Annotated in this window: 16 protein-coding genes and 1 pseudogene; 6 read left to right on the top strand and 11 right to left on the bottom strand. The window is 63.5% G+C overall.

Annotated elements, in window-relative coordinates:
* Positions 1-66 precede the first annotated feature (66 nt).
* The 4 genes and pseudogenes from B2246_RS16845 to B2246_RS16830 form a co-directional block, all read right to left on the bottom strand.
* On the bottom strand, positions 67-609 hold the full coding sequence (locus B2246_RS16845) for a plasmid partitioning protein RepB C-terminal domain-containing protein (RefSeq protein WP_286882622.1): 543 nt from the start codon (positions 607-609) through the stop codon (positions 67-69).
* Positions 602-2,173 carry a recombinase family protein gene (locus B2246_RS16840; protein WP_411860077.1) on the bottom strand — a complete coding sequence of 524 codons (1,572 nt, stop codon included), beginning with the start codon at positions 2,171-2,173 and terminating at the stop codon, positions 602-604. Before B2246_RS16840 ends, B2246_RS16845 begins: the two co-directional genes overlap by 8 nt.
* Before the next feature lie 509 nt (positions 2,174-2,682).
* Positions 2,683-2,960, bottom strand: a pseudogene (locus B2246_RS16835) (preprotein translocase); the annotation flags it as partial.
* 423 nt (positions 2,961-3,383) lie between these two features.
* On the bottom strand, positions 3,384-4,346 hold the full coding sequence (locus B2246_RS16830; RefSeq protein ID WP_286882621.1) for a LysR family transcriptional regulator: 963 nt from the start codon (positions 4,344-4,346) through the stop codon (positions 3,384-3,386).
* A gap of 201 nt (positions 4,347-4,547) precedes the next feature.
* Here B2246_RS16830 and B2246_RS16825 point away from each other — a divergent pair, with 201 nt between their 5' ends.
* The 5 genes from B2246_RS16825 (at position 4,548) to B2246_RS16805 (ending at position 11,084) form a co-directional block, all read left to right on the top strand.
* Positions 4,548-5,522 (top strand): Bug family tripartite tricarboxylate transporter substrate binding protein, encoded by a 975-nt coding sequence (locus B2246_RS16825; RefSeq protein WP_008646458.1) that lies wholly within the window; start codon positions 4,548-4,550, stop codon positions 5,520-5,522.
* A 77-nt stretch (positions 5,523-5,599) separates the two neighbouring features.
* Complete coding sequence (locus B2246_RS16820) at positions 5,600-6,838, top strand: CaiB/BaiF CoA transferase family protein (protein ID WP_286882620.1); 1,239 nt, start codon at positions 5,600-5,602, stop codon at positions 6,836-6,838.
* Between the two features lie 10 nt (positions 6,839-6,848).
* Positions 6,849-7,619 carry an enoyl-CoA hydratase/isomerase family protein gene (locus B2246_RS16815; protein WP_286882619.1) on the top strand — a complete coding sequence of 257 codons (771 nt, stop codon included), beginning with the start codon at positions 6,849-6,851 and terminating at the stop codon, positions 7,617-7,619.
* Positions 7,620-7,630: 11 nt separating this feature from the next.
* Positions 7,631-10,027, top strand: coding sequence for an acyl-CoA dehydrogenase family protein (locus B2246_RS16810; protein WP_286882618.1), 2,397 nt, complete (start codon positions 7,631-7,633; stop codon positions 10,025-10,027).
* A 64-nt stretch (positions 10,028-10,091) separates the two neighbouring features.
* Positions 10,092-11,084, top strand: a complete 993-nt coding sequence (locus tag B2246_RS16805) for a Bug family tripartite tricarboxylate transporter substrate binding protein (protein WP_035884365.1) — start codon at positions 10,092-10,094, stop codon at positions 11,082-11,084.
* A gap of 28 nt (positions 11,085-11,112) precedes the next feature.
* On the opposite strand, the gene B2246_RS16800 is transcribed toward B2246_RS16805, so the two are convergent.
* From B2246_RS16800 to hpnI, 4 genes are read right to left on the bottom strand one after another with little or no spacing between them, the layout of a single operon-like run.
* Positions 11,113-12,102 carry a lysylphosphatidylglycerol synthase domain-containing protein gene (locus tag B2246_RS16800; RefSeq protein ID WP_008646467.1) on the bottom strand — a complete coding sequence of 330 codons (990 nt, stop codon included), beginning with the start codon at positions 12,100-12,102 and terminating at the stop codon, positions 11,113-11,115.
* Positions 12,099-12,926 (bottom strand): hopanoid biosynthesis-associated protein HpnK, encoded by an 828-nt coding sequence (gene hpnK, locus B2246_RS16795; RefSeq protein ID WP_286882617.1) that lies wholly within the window; start codon positions 12,924-12,926, stop codon positions 12,099-12,101. The genes B2246_RS16800 and hpnK overlap by 4 nt, the downstream gene beginning before the upstream one ends.
* A gap of 5 nt (positions 12,927-12,931) precedes the next feature.
* Positions 12,932-14,353: a hopanoid biosynthesis associated radical SAM protein HpnJ gene (gene hpnJ / locus B2246_RS16790; RefSeq protein ID WP_008646469.1), complete on the bottom strand. Its 1,422-nt coding sequence runs from the start codon at positions 14,351-14,353 to the stop codon at positions 12,932-12,934.
* Complete coding sequence (hpnI, locus tag B2246_RS16785) at positions 14,350-15,528, bottom strand: bacteriohopanetetrol glucosamine biosynthesis glycosyltransferase HpnI (RefSeq protein WP_286882616.1); 1,179 nt, start codon at positions 15,526-15,528, stop codon at positions 14,350-14,352. The genes hpnJ and hpnI overlap by 4 nt, the downstream gene beginning before the upstream one ends.
* A gap of 303 nt (positions 15,529-15,831) precedes the next feature.
* On the opposite strand from hpnI, the gene B2246_RS16780 reads away from it, so the two are divergent.
* Entirely contained in the window at positions 15,832-16,797 is a 966-nt protein-coding gene (locus B2246_RS16780; RefSeq protein WP_286882615.1) for a cation diffusion facilitator family transporter, read from the top strand.
* Here the strand turns inward: B2246_RS16780 and B2246_RS16775 are convergent.
* The 3 genes from B2246_RS16775 to B2246_RS16765 all read right to left on the bottom strand — a co-directional run bounded on the left by B2246_RS16775 (position 16,789) and on the right by B2246_RS16765 (position 19,910).
* Positions 16,789-17,418: a LysE family translocator gene (locus B2246_RS16775; protein ID WP_017516035.1), complete on the bottom strand. Its 630-nt coding sequence runs from the start codon at positions 17,416-17,418 to the stop codon at positions 16,789-16,791. The genes B2246_RS16780 and B2246_RS16775 overlap by 9 nt on opposite strands.
* Positions 17,419-17,781: 363 nt before the next feature.
* On the bottom strand, positions 17,782-18,408 hold the full coding sequence (locus B2246_RS16770; protein ID WP_035884362.1) for a DNA-3-methyladenine glycosylase I: 627 nt from the start codon (positions 18,406-18,408) through the stop codon (positions 17,782-17,784).
* Positions 18,409-18,599: 191 nt separating this feature from the next.
* A complete protein-coding gene (locus tag B2246_RS16765) occupies positions 18,600-19,910 on the bottom strand; it encodes an MFS transporter (RefSeq protein ID WP_024569536.1) in 1,311 nt (436 codons plus the stop codon).
* Positions 19,911-19,992: the final 82 nt, after the last annotated feature.

The following is a 19,992-nucleotide window of genomic DNA, read 5'->3' as shown; positions in this document are numbered from 1 at the left end:
GTTCCGCCGAAACCAGCGATCAGCATCCGCCCGAAACAGGTGATCACGTTCCCCCGAAATCGCTTATCACGCGCCCCGAAATACGCACCACAGTGGCATCACTCGTTTCTCCACTGCCTGAATGAGTCGCTGTTCGCCTTTGTCGAGCAATTGCAGGATTCCGTTGACGTAGGAAGAATCGAGGCTGGTCTTCTTCGCAATGTCCTCCGTCGAGTAGCCTTTTTCTCGCAAGACTTGCAGGCCAGACATCAGCTCGACAGTAGAGTGTCTACGCCGCGCAATGTTCTCCGCCAGTGTGATGAGGTAACGCTCAAGTTCGTCGGCCTCCACCACCGAGCAAGGGATCATTGTTTCCCCCAACATCTTCAAAGCTTCGAGGCGGCCTTGCCCGCAAAGGACCTCGTGCCATTCACCGTCGCCGTCGCGACCTCCCAAAGCGACAGTGATCGGGCGCTTTAAGCCAATGGAGGCAATGTTCTCGACCAACTGCGAGAAAAAGTATCGGTTGCGCGTTCGTGGGTTGAGCACTCGTAGGCGATCAACCGGAATCAATGTAATTCGGTCGCTGCGTACAAGCGTCGAGACGAATTTTTCGACTCTGTCATTCATAAGCGACTCCCTTCAGCGGAATGCGGCGTGCGAGACGGCAGAGCATCGACAGATCGTCGTACCGGTAGCCTTCCAACCCAAAGTCGTTGTGGTCGCCCAGGCGGATCAGGTTCGCGCGCATGTCAATCGAAGGCAGCAGGTAAAAGTCGCGAATAGTTCGCGCGTCGAGCTCCATCCGAACTGCGACCGTGATGTCAGGCCGGAGCGCGTTGTCAAATCGGATGAGCCAACGATTTGCCCCTGCGTCGGTCGGTCGGCATCGTGAGAGCGTTAGAGAGACTCGGAACTCGTCGTTGATTTTCAGTACGCCGGAGATCGGCTCCTTTTCCACCCGTGCGCCGGTTTCCGCCACGGCCCGTTCGGCATCGGCAACAACCTCGGGGTGCAACTCTCGCAGCCGCTTGTTGATCTCCACGTAGCGGTAGTCGCGCTCTGGCGAGTATCCAATCAGGCTATATGTCCGCAGCAGACTGCCGAAGCGGTTCGTATAGGCACTGCTTGATGGGCAACAAGGCGCCTCGTCGATGACGATGCCGGAGAGGTAGCCTTGACGCGAAAGCACTTGGCACAGCGCATCGAGCATCTCGGTGTCGCTCATTCGGTAAGACCGGGCGAGGATGATTTGCTGCGCGGCCTCGAACATCATTCGATCGACGATTGGTTCAAAGGCGTCGTCCCTTCTAATCCATGCGGCGGGCGGATTGCGCACGCGCTCTTGTTTCAGCTTGAACGACGTCCGATTCCAAACGTTATGGCCGGCATATTTTTCATTGATGAGGATTTGGTGGACCGTCCCTCGAGTCCACGGTGTTCCGCGGTCGGTGGCGAGCCCACTCCTATTGAGCGAAGCCGCAATCTCTGATTCCGTTCGCCCCTCTTCGACGAACTTCCGGTAGATGCTGCACACCGTCGTCAGCTCTTCGGCCGGTCCAGGGGCCAAAATTACCCTGTCGGTTTGAATGGACTTGTGCTCGCCGCGTCGCAATTCGCCCTTGACGAGACCGGTGTGATCCACGAGTACGCGCCGTAAGCCGAATCCTGCCGGGCCGCCTTGCCGAAATCCATTGCGGATAAGGCGGCATTGACCAGCGTGGACTTTGACGCTCAGCTCGCGGCTGTATTCGCCGGCCATTGTTCTTTTGACGCTCTTTATGATGCTTGAGACGGGGCTACCATCGTTCTCGAACTGCTCGGCGCAATAGAGCACCCGGACGCCCGCCTGCTTACAGCGAACTTCGTAGCTTGCGCTCTCGTCGGGATCTTGAAAGCGCCCCCAGCGGCTTACGTCATAAACCAGGATGGCGGAGAAGTCCGCGTTGCCAGATTCAACATCTCGCAGCAGCGCTTTAAGCGAATCGCGGCCATCAAGGCGCAGTCCGCTCTTTCCTTCGTCCGCATAGACGCGCACGATTTCGAGTCCACGAGAGTCGGCGAAAACCTGGATGATGTCTAATTGGTTTTCCGTCGAATATTGTTGATGTTCTGTTGACATGCGCACGTACGCCGCAGCTCGACCGTCGCGACCTGCGCCTAGCGTCTCCACCCTGCGCGATGATTGATCCACCCTACCTCCCGCCACTGACGACGCAAGCGAACGCGGCCGAAAGCCTCACCGAAGGGCTATAGGCGGGGTACCGCATTCTTGGTGCCTGCCTTTAGGGATCATAGTTTTGGAGACGCGAAAAATGTTGCCAAAAGCCCGCAAGACGTTGCGTGAGGGACGGGGAATCAGTGATGAATATCCCGCCATAATCGCTATGGCCCTAGCGAAGGAGCTGGGGCAGTCCAGGCATGCGGTCAAGAAACTGACGCGATGGACAGGCGCGAGCGAGCGAACAGTCCAGAACTGGCTGGCAGGCGTGCGCGGCCCGAGCGGGCCGCACTTGGTCGCACTGGCCAAACACTCAGTGGCGGTTCATTGGGCCTACCTCTCAATGTCAGACCGAATTGGCGACCCTGCGCCGAACGTGAGCGCGTCAGTCGATCTGATCAAAGAGGCGCTCCACCTCCTGACGGCGGCCCCAAGATAGCGCTCTAACGCGTGGGGCACGAACCGCTACGTTTCTGGGGAAGTCAGCAATTGTCGTTTGCCCTGGGCGCTTGGGGGGACCGGAAATCGATGCCCGCTTGGTCTAGCAGCCAGGCTTCAATCTTGTCGTGCCACATACGCAACATGTCGAGCGGCTGGCGTCTATAGTGTTTCTCAGCCAGCGCTGACGGCTTGAGCCCCTGAATCTATTCCGCAGCGCCGACGGTAACCTCGCGCCATTGAGCTTGGATCGGCGCAGGCCGTGCAGCCTTACATGCGGCAGCTTTGCGACTTCGACTGCTGGGTTGTGCCCTATACGCGGAGTTTCCCAACGCAGGAGCGTCGAGTTCCTTCTAGCGACACTAGTGATGGGCAAGCCTTGCAAGCACGTCGACTTCACTGGGTTGCGTGGGGCGCGGGCGGGGTAAACCATGCGACGAGCTGCTCCACTGCGAGCTACCGCCTTCTTTAGTGTTGGTGTCCGGCAACGTTCCCAGTAACTTGGCAGGACGTGCAGCAAGCCCACATCAGACGACAACTGCAGACCCCAAAAGCTGGGGGCACTTTTGGGGGCATCTTTGCTTTGCTAAAATAAAAACTCTTTTGTTGTCAGTGGCTTATATGTAGAGTTCTATAGTCCTTCGGCCACCAAATGCAAAAGGGGCTTGGCAAATTGCCAAGCCCCTTTTTCTATTTCCGGCATCGAAAAAACAAGATACGGCTCACCCTGCCAGGCAGTACCAAGTCAATCTGCGATCTCCCCGATACGTGCCGGCCAGCTGCCATCGTCAAGGACGGTTCGCACGGTCTCTGTCAGCAGGTCCAGTACGGCGGACGCGGCGATAGACAGGGGCATGGTGGCGGAGCGGCACAGATAGACCGGGCGCGATACGGCGGGCTGGTAGATGCGCGCGGCCGAGAGCTGGCCCTTTCGCACTTCGGCACACACCGACGCATACGAAAGAACGGTGCATCCCACGCCGGCAGACGCCAGCGCGATCAGCTCCGGGATGGCGTTGACCTCCGCGAGGATCTGCAGGTCGACGCCCTGGGTCCTCAGGTAGCCATCCAGCAAGGCGCGTAGGCCGTGCTCACCGGCCGGCAAGATCATTGGGTATCGATTCAGGTCACGCAGGCGGACAGTCTCGGCCAAGGGTTGCGCCTGAGTATGACCGCTGGCGAATTGCCCGGGCGGACCCACCAGCACGAGGTCCTCGTCGACGATCTGGTCGAACTGCAGGCCAGAATTGGCATGCGCCCGGAACGTCAGGCCGATATCGATATGTCCGGATAGCAGATGGCCGGGGATATAGCCCGTGCTGAGTTCGATGACCTGCAGGCGAACCTTGGGCCATCGGCGGATCACCTCGCGGACGATCGGGACGGTCAGGATCTTGGCCATCGATTGCGGCAGGCCGATGGCAACACTGCCTTCTGGATCGACCATCAGGTCGCGCACATCCTCACATGCGATGTCGAGGCGCTTCAGGATGTCCCGGGCGTGGATCTCGAAGCGCTGGCCGGCCACGGTCGGCTCCACGCCTTTGTGGCTGCGCGTGAACAGCGTGACGCCAAGCGCCTCTTCCAGATGCCGGATCTGCAGGCTCAGGGCCGGCTGGGCGATGTGAAGGGTTTCTGCCGCACGCGAGATTGACCCCGCCGCCGCCACGGCAAGAAAGCACTGCATCGCGCGCAAATCGACTGGCATTCCCACAGTTGTCTCCTGTCCTCGGATCTTGCCGGCGAGTCCTGCTCATGCGTCCGGCCGATGATCCAGGGGGTATATGTCACCACGATAGCCGACATCAAAAAGATATCTTGGACATATATGCGCCCGAGGGCAATAGTGCGTCATCACACAGGCCGCATTACCCGGACTGCACAGGGTCGGCCACAAAAAGGAGACACGATGGGTATCAGTCGCCGCAAGCTTCTGATGGGTACCGGGATTGCATTGCTTTCCCGGCCATTGCTGGCAAGCACATGGCCCGCGCGGCCGATCCGGTTGGTGGTGCCGTTCGCGCCGGGGGGGCCTGGGGATTTCGTGGCGCGGCAGATCGCCATGCCACTGTCCCGGAAGCTTGGCCAGCCGGTGGTGGTCGAAAACAAGCCCGGCGCGGGCGGCAACCTCGGCACGCAGACCGTGCTCGATAGCGAGGCCGATGGCTATTCGATCCTGCTCAACACGGTTGGCATGCACGCGGTCAACCCACTGATGTTCCCGGATCTGCGTTTTCAACCCAGGCGCGATCTGGCGGCAGTTGGCGTGATCGCAACCGTGCCAAATGTGCTGGTAGTGCATCCCACCAAGCTCGGTGTGAGCAACCTGGCCGATCTTGTACGTCTTGGCCGGCAGCATCCGAACAATCTCAGCTACGCCACATACGGGGCGGGTAGCTCCCCGCATATCTACGGCGCCTTGCTCCAGAAGGAAGCGGGGTTCACCGCGGTCGCCGTGCCCTATAAGGGAAGCGCGCCAGCAAGCAGCGACGTGATGGCCGGAAATGTGGACTTTCTCTTCGACAGCATGACCACCTGCATCGGGCAGATTCGCGGGGGCAAGCTCAAGGCGCTGGCTATCACCTCGGCGGCGCGCTCGTCATTGCTGCCGGATGTGCCGACGCTACAGGAATCGGGCTACCCGGCGCTCGACCTGAAGTTCTGGCTCGCATTGCAGGTCTCGGCCAAGACGCCTGCATCAGTCCTGCAGGCGCTGCGCGAAGCCGTGGCGGCCTGCACGCAGGATGCCACCTACGGCGACGCGCTGGTGGCGCGTGGCGCGGAGCCATTCCGCATGGCGCCGGCGAGTGTGCAGGATTTCGTCAATCGAGATGCTGCGCGCTGGACCGACCTCGCACGCTCCATAGGCATCAAGCCCGAATAAGGCGCACCCGCAACACGGGCCGCCCGACGGCGGTCCGTCGCCGTCCTTGAAGCGGCATCAGCATCAGACAAACATCCATGATTGCATTGAACGGTATCCGCGTACTCGACCTGAGCAAGGTGCTGGCCGGTCCTTTGTGTGGCCAGTACCTAGGGGAGCTTGGCGCAGAAGTCATCAAGGTTGAACCGGTTGGCCGCGGCGACGACACACGGGCATGGCTGCCGCAGGACCGAGGCCAGTCAGCGACCTTCCTGGCGGTCAACCACAACAAGCGCAGCCTCGCCGTCGATCTGAAGACCGCGGAGGGCAGGCAGATCGTGCAGACGCTGGCAGCAAAATCGGACGTGGTCCTGCAGGGCTTCGGCAGCGGCGCCGCCGCACGGCTGGGCGTGGACTACAAGACGCTGTCCGGCATGAACCCGTCGCTGATCTACTGCGAGATTTCCGGATACGGAAGAGCGGGGCCACTAGGCCAGGAGCCCGGTTACGACGTGATGCTGCAGGCGTTCAGCGGCATGATCAGCACCATGGGCGAAGCAGGTGGCAAGCTGGCGCGCGCCAGCTTCTCGCCGGTGGACCTGGGGACGGGCATGCACGCGTTCAGCGGCATCCTGGCCGCCTTGCTCGAGAGACAGAAGACCGGGCGGGGCATGTTCCTGGAGGTGTCGCTGCTCGACACGGCCATGGGGTTCATGAGCTACCTGGCACAGAACTACTGGTGCAGCGGGAAGCTGCCGCGCCCAATGGGAACCGCCCATCCCGCCATGGCGCCGTACCAGGTATTCGAGGCATCGGACGGCCCCGTCATGATCGGCGTTGGCAATGATGTCCAGTGGCGGCGCTTTTGCCCGGTCGCCGGACTCGACGATGTCGTCGACGCGCCCAAGTTCGCAACCAACGCCGCGCGCGTCGCGCATTTCGATGAAACCGTGGCGATGGTGCAGGCGCGCATTGCGCTGCAGCCAGTCGCGCACTGGATCGAGGCATTGCGCAAGGCGGGCGTGGCTTGCTCTCCCATTCATACGCTCGGCGACGCATTGGCGCATCAGCAGGTTGCGGCACGCGAACTGATTGTCGAATCCGATCACCCAGTGCTCGGCAAGGTTCGCAACGTTGGCCTGCCGATCCGCTTTGGCGAGGCGCCACGTAGCGCGCATCGCTCGCCGCCGCTGTTGGGCCAGCACACCGATGAGGTACTCGGCGAGGCTGGCTACGGCCCCGACGTTATTGCCGATTTCAAGGCGCGAGGCGTGATCGCCACCGCCAACATGCCGCAGGCTGATTCCCAGTCGGCCGCGGCCCCTCTCACTGCATGAGTGGAACCCCATGACAACCGTTTCCTACGAGGTCCGCGACAGCATCGCGGAGATCCTTCTTGATAGCCCTCCCGTCAACGCGCTGAACGAGGCAATGATCGACGCGTTGCTGCAAGGGCTGCGCCGGGCAGCCGAGGACGACTCGGTACGCGCCGTGATACTGGGCAGCGCCGTGCCACGCCGGTTCTGTGCCGGGCTGCAACTCGATAGCCTGCGCGACGCGCCGCCATCGCGCGGCTATGCACTGGTGGAGAAGCTCTATAGCGGGCTGTGCGAGGCGCAGTTCCATCTTGGCAAGCCATCGATCGCCGCCGTCGGCGGTACGGCCCGGGGCGGTGGCATGACACTGGCGATCCACTGCGACATGATCGTCGCCGCTGACACCGCGACCTTCGGCTATCCCGAGATCGATGTCGGGCTGGTACCCGCGATTCACTACACCCATCTGCCGCGCATCATCGGCCGGCATCGTGCCTTCGATCTGCTGTTCACGGGGCGTTCGTTCGATGCGGCGGAAGCCATGTCGTTGGGGCTGGTCAACCGCGTGGTGCCAGAACAGCGCGTCATGGACGAGGCTCGCGCGCTGGCGCGCTCCCTGTGCCAGAAATCGCCCGAGATCATGCGGATGGGGCGGCAGGCATTCATGCGCGCCAACGACATCGACTACCGGCGTGGCGTGGCGGGCGCGGTGGAGACGTTCGGGAACATCTTTGCTACCGAGGACGCGCAGGAAGGCATCGCCGCATTCGTGGAACGACGCAAGCCACGCTGGCAAGCGTGAAGACCATGACGATGCGTGATCCTCGAACATCAGATCGGGCGCAAGACAGCGACGAGGCATTCCGCGCCGAGATCCGCTCCTTTCTCAGGGATGCGGTGCCGGCGGATATCCGCGCCGCCACGCGCGCGCACTGCCTGGTCACGCGGGAGCAGGCGGCGCGTTGGCATCGCATCCTGCATGCCCAAGGCTGGGCAGCACCCGGCTGGCCACGCGAGCACGGCGGCACGGGGTGGTCGCTGGTGCGGCAGGCCATCTTTCGGGAAGAACTTGCGGCCAGCGACGCGCCCTACATCGAGAACCTCGGCATCGATACCATCGGCCCGACGCTGATCCGACACGGCACCGATGAGCAGTGCAGACGGTTCCTGCCAGGCATGTTGTCGTTCGACGATTTCTGGGCGCAGGGCTACTCCGAGCCCGACGCAGGATCGGATCTGGCCGCACTGCGAACCACGGCCCGTCGCGAGGGCGATTGCTGGATTGTGAACGGCAGCAAGATCTGGCAAAGCCTCGGCCACTGGGCCAACTGGGCGCTGTTGCTGGTGCGCACCGATCCTGCCGCATCGCGCAAGCAGGATGGCATCTCGATCCTGCTCGTGGACTTGCGCACCCCTGGCGTGACAGTGCGCCCGATCCGGTATATCAACGGCTCGCATTTCCACGTCCAGATGTTCTTTGACGATGTGCGGGTACCGGCAGCCAATCTGGTCGGCGAGCCCAATGGCGGGTGGGCGATCGCCAAGGGCCTGCTGGTCATCGAGCGTCTTTTCGTGGCCCGGGTGGCGGAGTGCAAGGCGGAGCTGGCCAGGGCGGCTGCGCTGCTCCACCCGCCGTCTGACGAAGGCGATCCGGTCATGCGCGGCGAGCAGCAGATGGCGTTTGCGCTGACGGCGCGGCGCCACGCCGCACTGGACATTCGTATGCGCGCGCTCGAAGCCGCGTGGTGGCCGGCGATCCAGCAGGCGGCCGAAGGTGGTCGGCCGGATCTTGAAGCTTCGCTGCTGAAGCTCGAGGGCATCCAGCTGCTGCAGGATCTTCAACTGTTCCGGATGGATGCGCACGGCACAGCATCGCTGCGGCTCTATCCCGAAGCGCTCGATGGCCAGCCGCCCGGTGCGCCCGACGATGCCGCGTCCGCCGGCAATCAGACACTGCACATGTGGCGCTATCGCGGGAGTTCGTTGGCAGGCGGTTCCTCGGAAATTCAGCGACAGATCATCGCCAAGGCGATCTTCGACGGACAGACCGAGCTAGACGTGCCGCGCAACGACCATCTTGGAGACGAACAGGCCATGATGGTCGACACGATGAGGCGGTGGCTGAGCAAGCATTACAGCTTCGACTTCAGGCAGCAGGTTATGCACACGCCAGGCGGGTGCAGTGCATCCGCGTGGTCAGGCCTGGCCGAACTTGGCATCACCAGCCTGACCATACCGGAGGCGCTAGGCGGCATGGAGCAGCCGATGACGGATCTGCTCCCACTGATGGAGACGCTGGGTGAGGCACTGGTACTGGAACCCGTGCCGTGGAGCGCGGTGTTCGGCACGCAGACGTTGCTTGCGCTCCCCGTCGGCCCGTCACGTGATGCGCGCCTGGCCGCATTGGCCGGTGGCGACGCGCGCTGCGCAGTGCTATGCGGGAAGGAACCAGGCGTCGGGAAGACGCCGCAACCGACCGTGATCGCGCGGCGTGTCGGCGACGCGTGGCAGCTCGATGGCGACGATGCGATGGTCATGGGTGGCACAGATGCGCATCACTTCATCGTGGCCGCGACGCTGGACGACGGCAGCCTCGGCCTGTTCGATCTGCCGGCCGATGCCTCTGGCGTTGTCGTGCAGGGCTATCGCTTTCATGACGGCCGCGGCGCGGCGGAAGTGCGGCTGACCAACGTGCGGCTGAGCGCGTTCGCCATGCTTGGTCAAGACGAACAGGCCGCGACGGCGCTCGATAGAGGCATGACATTCGCCACGCTGGCCTTGTGTGCCGACAGTATCGGCGCCATGCGGCGCGCGTTGGGCATCACTGCGGAGTACCTGCGCACGCGCAGGCAGTTTGGCCGCACGCTTGCGGAACAGCAGGTGCTTCAACACCGCATGGCCGACCACTTCCGCGCCTGGAACGGTGCGCGTCATCTTGCACGGCGGGTACTGGTCGATTGGGATGCCGCGCCGTCTGCCGAGCGCCGTCGCCGTATCTGCGCGGCGAAACACCTGTCTGGCGTGGTTGGCCGCGCCATTGCGTTCGACGTCCTGCAATTGCATGGCGCGATTGGCTTGCAGGATGAGACGCCGATCAGCCACTACAGCAAACGGCTTGTCGGCAACGATTTGCTGCTTGGCAGCGCCGATACCCACCTGGGTCGCTTCGCCGCCGCCGTGGATGCGATTCCGCGAGCGCCGGCGCGCTGACAGAGACCGATCAGAGACGCATCAGTGACGCATCAGTGCAATGGATCAGGAGGAGACAAAGGATATGCAGGCATTCCATGCTTCAAGACGTCTGATACGCGCGCTCGCTGGTGGTCTGATCGCGTTCGCATCCACCACAAGTTTCGGCGCGCCGGATGCCGCATGGCCGTCGCGGCCCGTCACCATCATCGTGCCCGGTGCGGCGGGCGGCACGATCGACATCCCGATTCGCCTGCTGGCGCAAAAGCTTGGCGCGCGTCTCGGGCAGGCCATCGTCGTGGACAATCGTCCGGGCAGCGGCGGCATCATCGGCACACAAGCCGCGCTGCGCGCGCCTGCCGATGGCTATACGCTCCTGGCCGGCAACGTCGGTCCGCAGGCCATCAACTACAGCGCGTACAAGCATCTCTCCTACCAGCCATCGGACCTGACGGCGATCACCGACATCATTGCCTTTCCTAACGTGCTGGTGGTCAATGCCCAGTCGCCAGCCAGGACCGTAGCTGATCTGGTCGAGCAGTTGAAACGGAATCCCGGCAAGCTCTCCTTCGGCTCTGCCGGTATCGGTCAGACCAGTCACCTCGTGGGCGAACTGTTCAGGATGCGCACCAGCACCGACGCTATCCACGTGCCTTACAAGGGTTCGACACCAGCCACCACGGCGTTGCTGGCGGGAGAGACCACGTTTCAATTCGACAACCTGACGCAGGCGCTGCCATACATCCGCGCCGGCAAGCTGCGTGCCCTGGCGGTGGCTGCCTCGCAGAGAGCGCCGTCCTTGCCCGATGTTCCCACCATGGAGCAGGCTGGCTTCGCCAACTTCACGTCGACAGCGTGGATCGGCATCTTCCTGCCAGCAAAGGCGCCACCTGCCGTCATCGGTCCGCTCGAACAGGCTCTGGCGTCGGTCATGCGAGACCCCGACCTCATCTCCCAGTTCCGGCAGATGGGTGGCATTCCGGGCGGACAGTCGCCGGAGAAGTTCTCCGCGTTCGTGGCCGCGGAGCGGGAGAAATGGGGGCTTGTGATTCGCACATCTGGCCTGACGCTGGATTGACGCCCAGTGCATCGGCTAGCCGGGTGATTCAACCGACGACCCGCCGCCGCATCTGCCGCCACTCCATCCACTGCCACGACAGCAGCGCCGGCACCCCGAACAGGACTTCGCGTGCGCGCTTGACCAGCGCGAGCGCGAGCGAGGTCTGCGGGTCGATGCCGAAGCTGGTGCCCAGCAGCACGATCACCGCCTCCTGCACCCCCAGCCCCGCCGGGATGAAGAACGCCACCTGGCGTGCGGCGAGTGTCAGGGCCTCGATGGCCAATGCCTCGCCGAAGCTCACCGGGTGGCCAAGCAGCGATAGTCCCCACCAGACTTCGAGCGTGCCGACGACCAGCCCGGTCATCTGCCAGATCAGCGTGCGCAGCAGCACGCCGTAGTGGCGGCACAGCGCGCGAATCTGCGCGTCGAGGCGGGCGCCGTCGATCAGCGCGGCGAGCTTGTGGTCGTCGCCGAGCATCCGCTGCGCAAACGATTCGAGCCGGGTGAACCATGCGCCGTGACGCAGTGCGTAGGCGAATAGCGCGGGAATCGGCAGTGACAGCAGCAGGCCGATGGCAACCAGCAGGCCGTGGTCGCTGTCCTGCGTGATCGATATCAGCAGCAGCACCCCGGCTAGTGCGAACAGGTAGTGCGAGAACATCGTCACCATCACCTCGATGACGATGCTTGCCGAGACCGCCGTACCATCTGGCACGCGCCGCCACGCGAGGCGGATACCGACGAGTTCGCCACCGATGCCGGCCGTGGGCAGCAGCCGGGTCACGGCTTCGCGCACCGTCGCCACCCAGAGCAGGAAGCCCGTGCCAGCGCGTTTCTCGGGATCGGCCGGCGCCAGCAGCACGCGCCAGCCATAGGCGTCAAACCAGAGCGCGATGAGGTGGATCGGCACCAGCCACAGCAGTGGCCATCCGGCCTGCTCGAGGATGTGTGCCACTTCGGCAATGCCTTCCGTGACCACGACGGCCGTCAGGATCAGCAAACCAGCCAGTGCACCCAGCAGGGCGAAGCGTTTCATCGAAGTCCGGCGTGAAGATCAGTGAAGCCACCGCGACGCGGGGCAAAGCGGTCCGCAGCGGCGCGCACACGCGGGGAGAGCAGCGCGGCGAGTTCATCCGCGTGCCGGTAGCCGGTCATCGATGCGCCAACTTCGGCACCCGATGTCACGGCGGGATGCAGATACATCTCGACTACGCCGCGCGGCAGTTGCTCGAACGCCGCCAGCAACGTGGCTTCGTCCATCGCGCCCGTGTCGGACAGCCCAAGCACATAGTCGTTGTAGGCAATGCCCGCGCGTTGCAGGCGCGCGCGCAGCAGCGCGAGCCAGGGTCGCAGCAGCAGCGGTCCACCGGCCTCGCGCGGTAGTCGCACGGCGCGCATGCCGTAGTCGCGTCCGATGCTCAGGATCAACGACAGCACGGTCGGATGCAGATGGAAATGCTTGTGTGCGTTGACGTGATCGAGCGGCAGGCCGGTGGCGGCAAAAGCCTCGAACTGCGCGCGGATCTCGGCAGCCAGTTGCGCGCGCACACGCGGCAGGAAGAAGAAGCGGAAGCCGTCCCGCACCATCGCGCTGCCAAAGCGGCCGCTGGCGTCAACCAGATCCGGAATCTGGTCGTACGGCAGCGTGGCAACGCCATCGGCCAGCACCAGATGCAGGCCGACGCGCAGCTCGGGTAGCCGGCGCGCGCGTTCCACCGCGTCGGCGGCGGCCGGCGAGCTGACCATCAGGCTGGCGGCGTTCAGGATGCCCTGGCAGTGCGCGCGCTCCACGGCCTCGTTGATGTCGTGGTGAAGGCCGAAGTCATCGGCGGTGACGATCAGCAACTGGCCGTGGGTCATGCGGGTCAGGCCTCGTGCGAGCGGAGGAAGCGGAAGAACTCCACGCCTTCGCGCAGCCGGCGCTTGGTCATGTTCCAGCTACCCGCCATTTCCCGCACGATCTCCCAGATCTTGCTCGGCCGGAAATAGAAGCGTTTGTAGAACGTTTCCACGCCGTGATAGATCTCCTCGCGGCTCAGGTGCGGATAGCTGATCGCGGCCAGTTGCACGCCGCTGTCGTTGACCAGGTGGATGACCTTGTTCTCCTCCAGCCAGCCGTTGTCCACGGCCTGCTTGTAGAGCGTGGTGCCGGGATACGGCGCGGCCAGCGAGACCTGAATCGTGTGTGGATTGATTTCCTTGGCGTACTCGATCGTCTTCTCGATCGTGTCGCGCGTCTCGCCGGGCAGGCCCAGGATGAACGTGCCGTGGATCTGGATGCCGAGCTTGCGGCAATCCTCGGTGAAGCGGCGCGCGATGTCGGTACGCAGCCCTTTCTTGATGTTGAGCAGAATCTGGTCGTCGCCCGACTCGTAGCCCACCAGCAGCAGGCGCAGCCCGTTCTCCTTCATGATCTTGAGCGTGTTGTACGGCACGTTGGCCTTGGCGTTGCACGACCAGGGCAGGCCGATCTCGCCCAGCCCGCGCGCGATCTCTTCCACACGCGGCTTGAAGTCGGTGAACGTGTCGTCGTCGAACATGATCTCGCGCACTTCCGGCATGTTCTCCTTGATCCATTTCACCTCCTCGATCACGCTCTGCGCTGACCGCGTGCGATAGCGATGGCCGCCGACCGTCTGCGGCCACAGGCAGAACGTGCAGCGAGAGCGGCATCCGCGCCCGGTGTAGATCGACACGTACGGGTGCATCAGGTAGCCGATGAAGTAGTTCTGGATCTTCAGGTCGCGCTTGTAGACCGGGGCGACGAACGGCAACTCGTCCATGTTCTCGATCATCGGACGCGCCGGGTTGTGTTCGATCGTGCCATCGGTCAGGCGATAGCTGAGCCCGGCAATGCCTGCCAGGGGCTTGCCGGCGGCAACGTCCTGGCACGTGTAGTCGAATTCCTCGCGGCAGACGAAATCAATCGCCTGGGTGGCGCTGAGCGTGCCGCCCGGATCCACCGCAGCCTTGGCGCCGACCATGCCGATCATGATGTCCGGACGCCGCTCCTTGAGCTGTTCGGCAAAGCGCGCATCGGTCGGAAAGGACGGCGTGCTCGTGTGGATGATGACAAGGTCATAGTCCAGCGCGATATTGAGCGTCTGTTCCACGCCGAGTCCATCCGCCGGCGCATCGAGCACACGGCTGTCCGGCACCAGCGCGGCAGGCTGTGCGAGCCAGGTCGGATACCAGAACGACTTGATCTCGCGTTTGGCCTGGTAGCGTGATCCTGCGCCACCGTCAAAGCCGTCGTACGAAGGGGCCTGAAGAAAGAGCGTTTTCATCGGGGGCTATCCTGAGCGTGAGGCGTGGTCGAATAAAGAGGTTTGGGCAACGCGGGCCGGCTGCCCGGCTGCGGTGTGGAATGGTTGGGTGGTGCGTCGGTGGTCGTCATCACGTGGCCGCGCCAGTGCACACGGCCACCGCCGAGCGCGGCAGCCCATTCCACCAGCAACAATGCGTCGCGCAGTGGCGCGCGTAGCGCGGCGCCGATGCTGCCGGCGGTCACGCTGCGCGCGAGCGCGCCAACGAGTGCGATGGCCAGCACCGGAAGGTGCGGCGCGAGCAGGCAGCCGAGCACCAGCATCGGCCAGGTGCAGGTCAGGAACGTGAAGAAGAAGCCGGGCGCGTTCAGGGACCGGATCGTGCGAAGCCAGCGCAGCTCATGGCGCCACAGGGCGCGCAGGCTGGTCTCGGTGACGTCGGTTTCCACCACGACATCCGACAACACGGTCTTCCATCCCGATTGCCGGGTCAGTTCGCCCAGCCAGTAGTCGTCCGCCAGCCGGTTCGCCAGCGCCCGAAACCCGCCGATCGCGTTGAGGGTGTCGCGGCGCAACGCGATCGTCGCGCCAAAGGCAAAGCGCCGCGACCCGCCCGCGTGGGCTACGCGGACCGACGGCGCAAACCATTCGTTGATGAATGCGGCACCCAGCCGCGACCAGATGCCGTCGACGGGACGGCCCCGGTACAAGCATGTGACGACGCCAACATGCGGATCGCTGAGCGGTCCCGCCAGTCGGCGCAGGTAGTCGGGCGGTACGGCAATGTCGCTATCCGCGATCACCAGATGGGCATGGCGCGCTGCGCGGTACAGATTGATCAGGTTGCTGACCTTCGGATTGCGCCCATGCGTGCGCGCGTCGACGATCAGCACGATGTCGCGCTCTGGGAATGCCGCGCGCAGACGGTTCACGACCGTGATCGCCGGATCGTCATAGGCGCAAACGCCGAAAACAAGCTGGTAGTCGGGATAGTCCTGCCGGCACAGGCCAGCCAGGTTTTCGTAGAGATGGGGTTCGGCGCCGCAAAGCGGCTTGAGCACGCTGACCGGTGCCAGGCGTGATGGCGTGGCGGTCTGGGCAGGGCGTTTGCGGCTGACACACGCGGCCACAACGGCGTAGACCGTGGCGGCCTCCACCATCAACTGTCCCACTTCAGCGGTCCAGATGGCACTCATGTCTGCCCCTTATCGCACGCGACCAAGCATCACTGCAGCACCAGGAATTCTGGTGAGCACACCGTGAACTGCATCAGGCCTGAAACAAAGGCGTGGACGTATTATTGCCGTCATACGCGCGTTGCGCCACAACTGGCTTTAATCGTTCACCCCGACGCGGTTTACCTGCATCCACTTTGCATCTTCGGGATTAATCCTGGATTAATGGCTTACCGTTTCAGACCACTGTCACCGTGATGTAAAAGTGCTACCGTATGCACGTATTGCTCACCCGCTATTTCGATCCCGTTTCCCCTGAACACCATGCGCGATAGTTCCATCGCTGATGATCCCCTGGCCCCTGAAGTCGCCCAGCACGACGAAGCCGCGCGGGCACGCCATCTGGCGGGCCGACGCAGCACGATGGTCAGTGTCTACGTCAATATCGGACTCAGCATTGCGCAGGCCGTGATCGGGATCATTGCGGGTTCACAGGCGCTAGTTGCGGATGCACTCCATTCTCTTTCCGATCTGATATCCGATTTCGTGGTGTTGTTTGCAGGACACCATAGCCGCAAGGATGCCGATACCGATCACCCGTACGGACACCAACGTTTCGAGACCGCAGCCTCACTGGCGATCGGCGCGTTGCTGCTGGCGGTGGGTGTCGGGATGCTGTGGGCGGCCGTTGGAAAGATCCAGCACCCGAACGGCGTGCAACCGGTGCAGACCATTGCGATCTGGATGGCGCTTGCCGCGCTGGTGGCCAAGGAGTTGCTGTTCCGCTACATGCTGCGCGTGGCCGAACGGATCCGGTCAAGCATGCTCGTGGCCAACGCGTGGCACGCGCGATCCGATGCCGCATCGTCACTGGTGGTGGCGCTGGGTGTCGGTGGCAACCTGCTTGGATATCACGTGCTGGACCCCGTGGCGGCGATCGTGGTCGGCTTGATGGTGTCGCGAACGGGCCTGAAGTTCGGCTGGGATGCGCTGAGCGACCTGATGGACCGCGCTGCGGACGAGGACACTGTGGCAGCGCTACGCGCGGCCATGCTCGAGACGCCGGGCGTGCTCGGATTGCATGACCTGAAGACGCGCAAGATGGGCGACATGATCCTGGTGGATGTCCATCTGGAGATCCAGGCCGACCTGACCGTCGAGCAGGGCCACGCGATTGCCACGGAGGCGGCGCGTCGCGCCATGGTGCGCAACGACGTCCTCAACGTAATGACCCATGTGGACCCGGTAAGGGTGACCGGATTGAGCGGCGAGAGCCGCCGCTCAGCGTAGTTCGCTGCGACGGTACAGGCTCAGACCCACGGCCAGGAACGCCAGTATCCCGGCGCAGCCCCGGTTGACCCAGCGCACGGCGCGCGCCGACATCGTTCGCATGGCGTGCTGCCCGCCAAAGGCGTAGATCATCATCATCAGGATGTCGAGGATGGCGGCCACCACGGCCAGGATCGTGTACTGCAGCGCCACCGGCTTGTCCGGGTGGATGAACTGCGGCACGAAGGCCGACGTGAACAGCAGCGTCTTCGGATTGGACAGCGCCACGAACAATGCGCGCAAAAAGGCCGCCCAGCCATTGACCGACGCCTCGCCGGACGAGACCGTCAGCGCCTGCACCGGCGCCCGCCACAGCCCCCAGGCCAGATAGAGCAGGTACGCGGCACCGATCCACTTGATCACCGCGAACATCTGCTCGGACGCCAGCAACACGGCGCCAAGCCCGCAACCCACCGCACCGATCAGAATCAGGTCCGCCAGCGCCGCGCCGGCGATGCCACAGGCCGCCACCCGCATGCCGCGCGTGGCTCCGTTGCTCAGGGCCAGCAGCATCGTTGGGCCGGGCGTTACCACCACGGCGCCAACGGCAATCATGTACAGGAACAGGGTAGTGGCATCCATCGGCAGCATCCTTGGCGGTGGTCCCTCACCATGCGCGGCCTGTGGACAAATTGGCGGTTGACCTGGGGACAACCGGGTGAACAGCCTGTGGTCCGGCTGGGGGTCGCATGTGGGACGTATACGAACAACTCGGCAAGCTTACCGCTTTCCGCCGACGGAAGGAAAACTTGTCCACCCGTATCCACGTATACGTAGACCGCTTGCCCTAAGGGTTCTCCCGAACGTAAACCATTGATGCGGCAAGAGATAAGCCGGTTATCCACGCTGACGGGTCAGTCTTATCTATTACTACTATCTATGTATACGTAAACAACAATGTAAACAGACATGTATACGTAAACATCCGTATACGTGACCTGCCTATTATTTTGGCACCTTGAACGCTTTGCGCGCGCGCTGTACTTCGGCACGGGTCCAGCAGCCTTCGCGATGGTCGTTGACCAGCCCCATTGCCTGCATCAGTGCGTACATCGTGGTCGGGCCTACGAACTTCCAGCCGCGCTTCTTCAGGTCCTTCGACAACGCTACCGCTTCCGGGCAGGTGGTCATGCCCCGCAGCACCTCGGGCGTGAGCGTCTTGGGCCGGCTCTTCGGGTCGGGCTCGAACTTCCAGAAGTACGCAGCCAGCGACGATTCGGTCTTCAGCAGTTCCTTCGCGCACTGGGCATTGTTGATCGCGGCTTCGATCTTGCCGCGATGGCGGACGATGCCTGCGTCGCCCAGCAGCCTTTCCACGTCGTGCTCGGTGAACCGCGCCACCTTGTTGATCTCGAAGTTGGCAAATGCGCTGCGGAACGCCTCGCGCTTGCGGAGGATCGTCAGCCAGCTCAGGCCCGACTGGAAGCCTTCCAGGCAGAGCTTCTCGAACAGCCGCCGGTCGTCGTCGACAGGGAAGCCCCATTCGTGATCGTGGTAGTGGCAGTAATCCTCCAGCGTGCCGCACCAGCCGCAGCGTTCGCGGGGCTGTGGCGCGGATGTCGATCTGGTCATGCTATGGGGCTCCTTGGCGGGCAGGTTGGACGTGCGTCCACGCGATCTTGCGCCTGTTACCCGACGCGGTAAAGGCGCGGCATGGCTGGATTCGGACATGCGATTTGCATCACTGCCTGACGAATCCGGCTGGCGAAAAAAAAAAGCCAACCCGAAGGTTGGCTTTCTTCTGCTTGCGCAAGCGTAAGCGGTCAGGCGAGCTTCTTGCCGGTACGGTCGTGCATGAACACGAGCGCGACGAAGCTGATGGCCGCAGCGGCAATCACGTAGTACGCGGGCGCCAGCTTGTTGTGCGTCGATTCGATCAGCCAGGTGACGATTAGCGGCGCGAAGCCGCCGAAGATCGTCACGGCGAAGTTATAGGCCAGCGACAGGCCCGTGGAGCGGACCTCGGTCGGGAACTGCTCGGCCAGCACGGCGGGCGCCGGGCCGGTGAACGCGGCCAGCAGGATGCCCAGCACGATCTGCACCTGGAGCAGGGTGGCCGTGGTCGGGGAAACGTTGAGCCAGTGGAACAACGGGTAGGCCAGCACGCCGATGGCCAGCGCCACGACGCCGAGCATCCGCTTGCGACCCACGCGGTCGGACAGCATGCCCATCAGCGGGCACAGCACCAGGATGATCGCGCCGCAGATCGCGGTGGACTGGAACGTGGCGCCCAGCGGCAGACCAAGTTGCTGCTTGGCGTAGGACGGCATGTAGAACACCAGCACGTAGGTGCAGACGGTCCAGAGGATCGTCACGCCCAGGCCGGCCAGCACTTCGCGCGGATGATCGCGCAGCACCTGCGACAGCGGCGAGAATTTCACGTTGCTCGCGCGGCGCTCGGCCTGGCGTGCCTCGAACTCGGGCGGCTCTTCCAGGTGCGAGCGGATATACATGCCCACCGGGCCGATCAGCAGGCCGAACAGGAACGGGATGCGCCAGCCCCAGGCATCGATCTGGGCCTGGTCCAGGCCATTGGTCACCAGCGCGCCCATGGCCGCGCCGAGCATGAACGAGATGCCCTGGCTGGCTTGCTGCCAGCTGGCGTACATGCCACGTTCCTCGTCGGGGGCGTGCTCGATCAGGAACGCCGTGGCGCCGCCGACTTCGCCGCCGGCAGAGAAGCCCTGGATCAGGCGTGCCAGCACGATCAGCGCGGGAGCCCACAGGCCGATCGAGTCGTAGGTCGGCGCCAGGCCGATGATCGCCGTGCCCAGCGCCATCATCAGGATGGTCAGGGTCAGCGCCGCCTTGCGGCCCACACGGTCGGCGTAGACGCCCAGCACGATCGCGCCCACCGGACGCATGAAGAAGCCCACGCCGAACGTGGCCACCGTCAGCAGGAACGACGTCATGTCATTGCCGGTGGGGAAGAACAGCTTGGCGATGATGACTGCGAAGAAGCTGTAGACGGTGAAGTCGAACCATTCCAGGCCGTTGCCGATGGTCGCGGCGATGATCGCGCGGCGTCGGGTGGCCTTGGACAGCTCATTGGCGGATGTAGCGGTGACGGACATGGCGCAAATGATGATGTTGAGAGAACCTTTGGATGCCACTGCAAGCGCGTGCTCTGGCAGTGGCGAAGGCGTCATCTTAAGC

The sequence above is a fragment of the Cupriavidus sp. UBA2010 genome (genome assembly GCF_002335265.1).
GTDB classification, from domain to species: domain Bacteria; phylum Pseudomonadota; class Gammaproteobacteria; order Burkholderiales; family Burkholderiaceae; genus Cupriavidus; species Cupriavidus metallidurans.
This window is presented reverse-complemented; position numbering and strand designations above follow the sequence as displayed.

What these genes read in the sequence shown, in the direction of transcription:
- B2246_RS16765 (WP_024569536.1), bottom strand. Translation starts at nt 19,910, where the DNA reads ATGTCCGTCACCGCTACATCCGCCAATGAGCTGTCCAAGGCCACCCGA.
- B2246_RS16820 (WP_286882620.1), top strand. Translation starts at nt 5,600, where the DNA reads ATGATTGCATTGAACGGTATCCGCGTACTCGACCTGAGCAAGGTGCTG.
- B2246_RS16825 (WP_008646458.1), top strand. Translation starts at nt 4,548, where the DNA reads ATGGGTATCAGTCGCCGCAAGCTTCTGATGGGTACCGGGATTGCATTG.
- B2246_RS16770 (WP_035884362.1), bottom strand. Translation starts at nt 18,408, where the DNA reads ATGACCAGATCGACATCCGCGCCACAGCCCCGCGAACGCTGCGGCTGG.
- B2246_RS16800 (WP_008646467.1), bottom strand. Translation starts at nt 12,102, where the DNA reads ATGAAACGCTTCGCCCTGCTGGGTGCACTGGCTGGTTTGCTGATCCTG.
- B2246_RS16830 (WP_286882621.1), bottom strand. Translation starts at nt 4,346, where the DNA reads ATGCCAGTCGATTTGCGCGCGATGCAGTGCTTTCTTGCCGTGGCGGCG.
- B2246_RS16775 (WP_017516035.1), bottom strand. Translation starts at nt 17,418, where the DNA reads ATGGATGCCACTACCCTGTTCCTGTACATGATTGCCGTTGGCGCCGTG.
- hpnJ (WP_008646469.1), bottom strand. Translation starts at nt 14,353, where the DNA reads ATGAAAACGCTCTTTCTTCAGGCCCCTTCGTACGACGGCTTTGACGGT.
- B2246_RS16815 (WP_286882619.1), top strand. Translation starts at nt 6,849, where the DNA reads ATGACAACCGTTTCCTACGAGGTCCGCGACAGCATCGCGGAGATCCTT.
- B2246_RS16845 (WP_286882622.1), bottom strand. Translation starts at nt 609, where the DNA reads ATGAATGACAGAGTCGAAAAATTCGTCTCGACGCTTGTACGCAGCGAC.
- B2246_RS16810 (WP_286882618.1), top strand. Translation starts at nt 7,631, where the DNA reads ATGCGTGATCCTCGAACATCAGATCGGGCGCAAGACAGCGACGAGGCA.
- hpnK (WP_286882617.1), bottom strand. Translation starts at nt 12,926, where the DNA reads ATGACCCACGGCCAGTTGCTGATCGTCACCGCCGATGACTTCGGCCTT.
- B2246_RS16805 (WP_035884365.1), top strand. Translation starts at nt 10,092, where the DNA reads ATGCAGGCATTCCATGCTTCAAGACGTCTGATACGCGCGCTCGCTGGT.
- hpnI (WP_286882616.1), bottom strand. Translation starts at nt 15,528, where the DNA reads ATGAGTGCCATCTGGACCGCTGAAGTGGGACAGTTGATGGTGGAGGCC.
- B2246_RS16780 (WP_286882615.1), top strand. Translation starts at nt 15,832, where the DNA reads ATGCGCGATAGTTCCATCGCTGATGATCCCCTGGCCCCTGAAGTCGCC.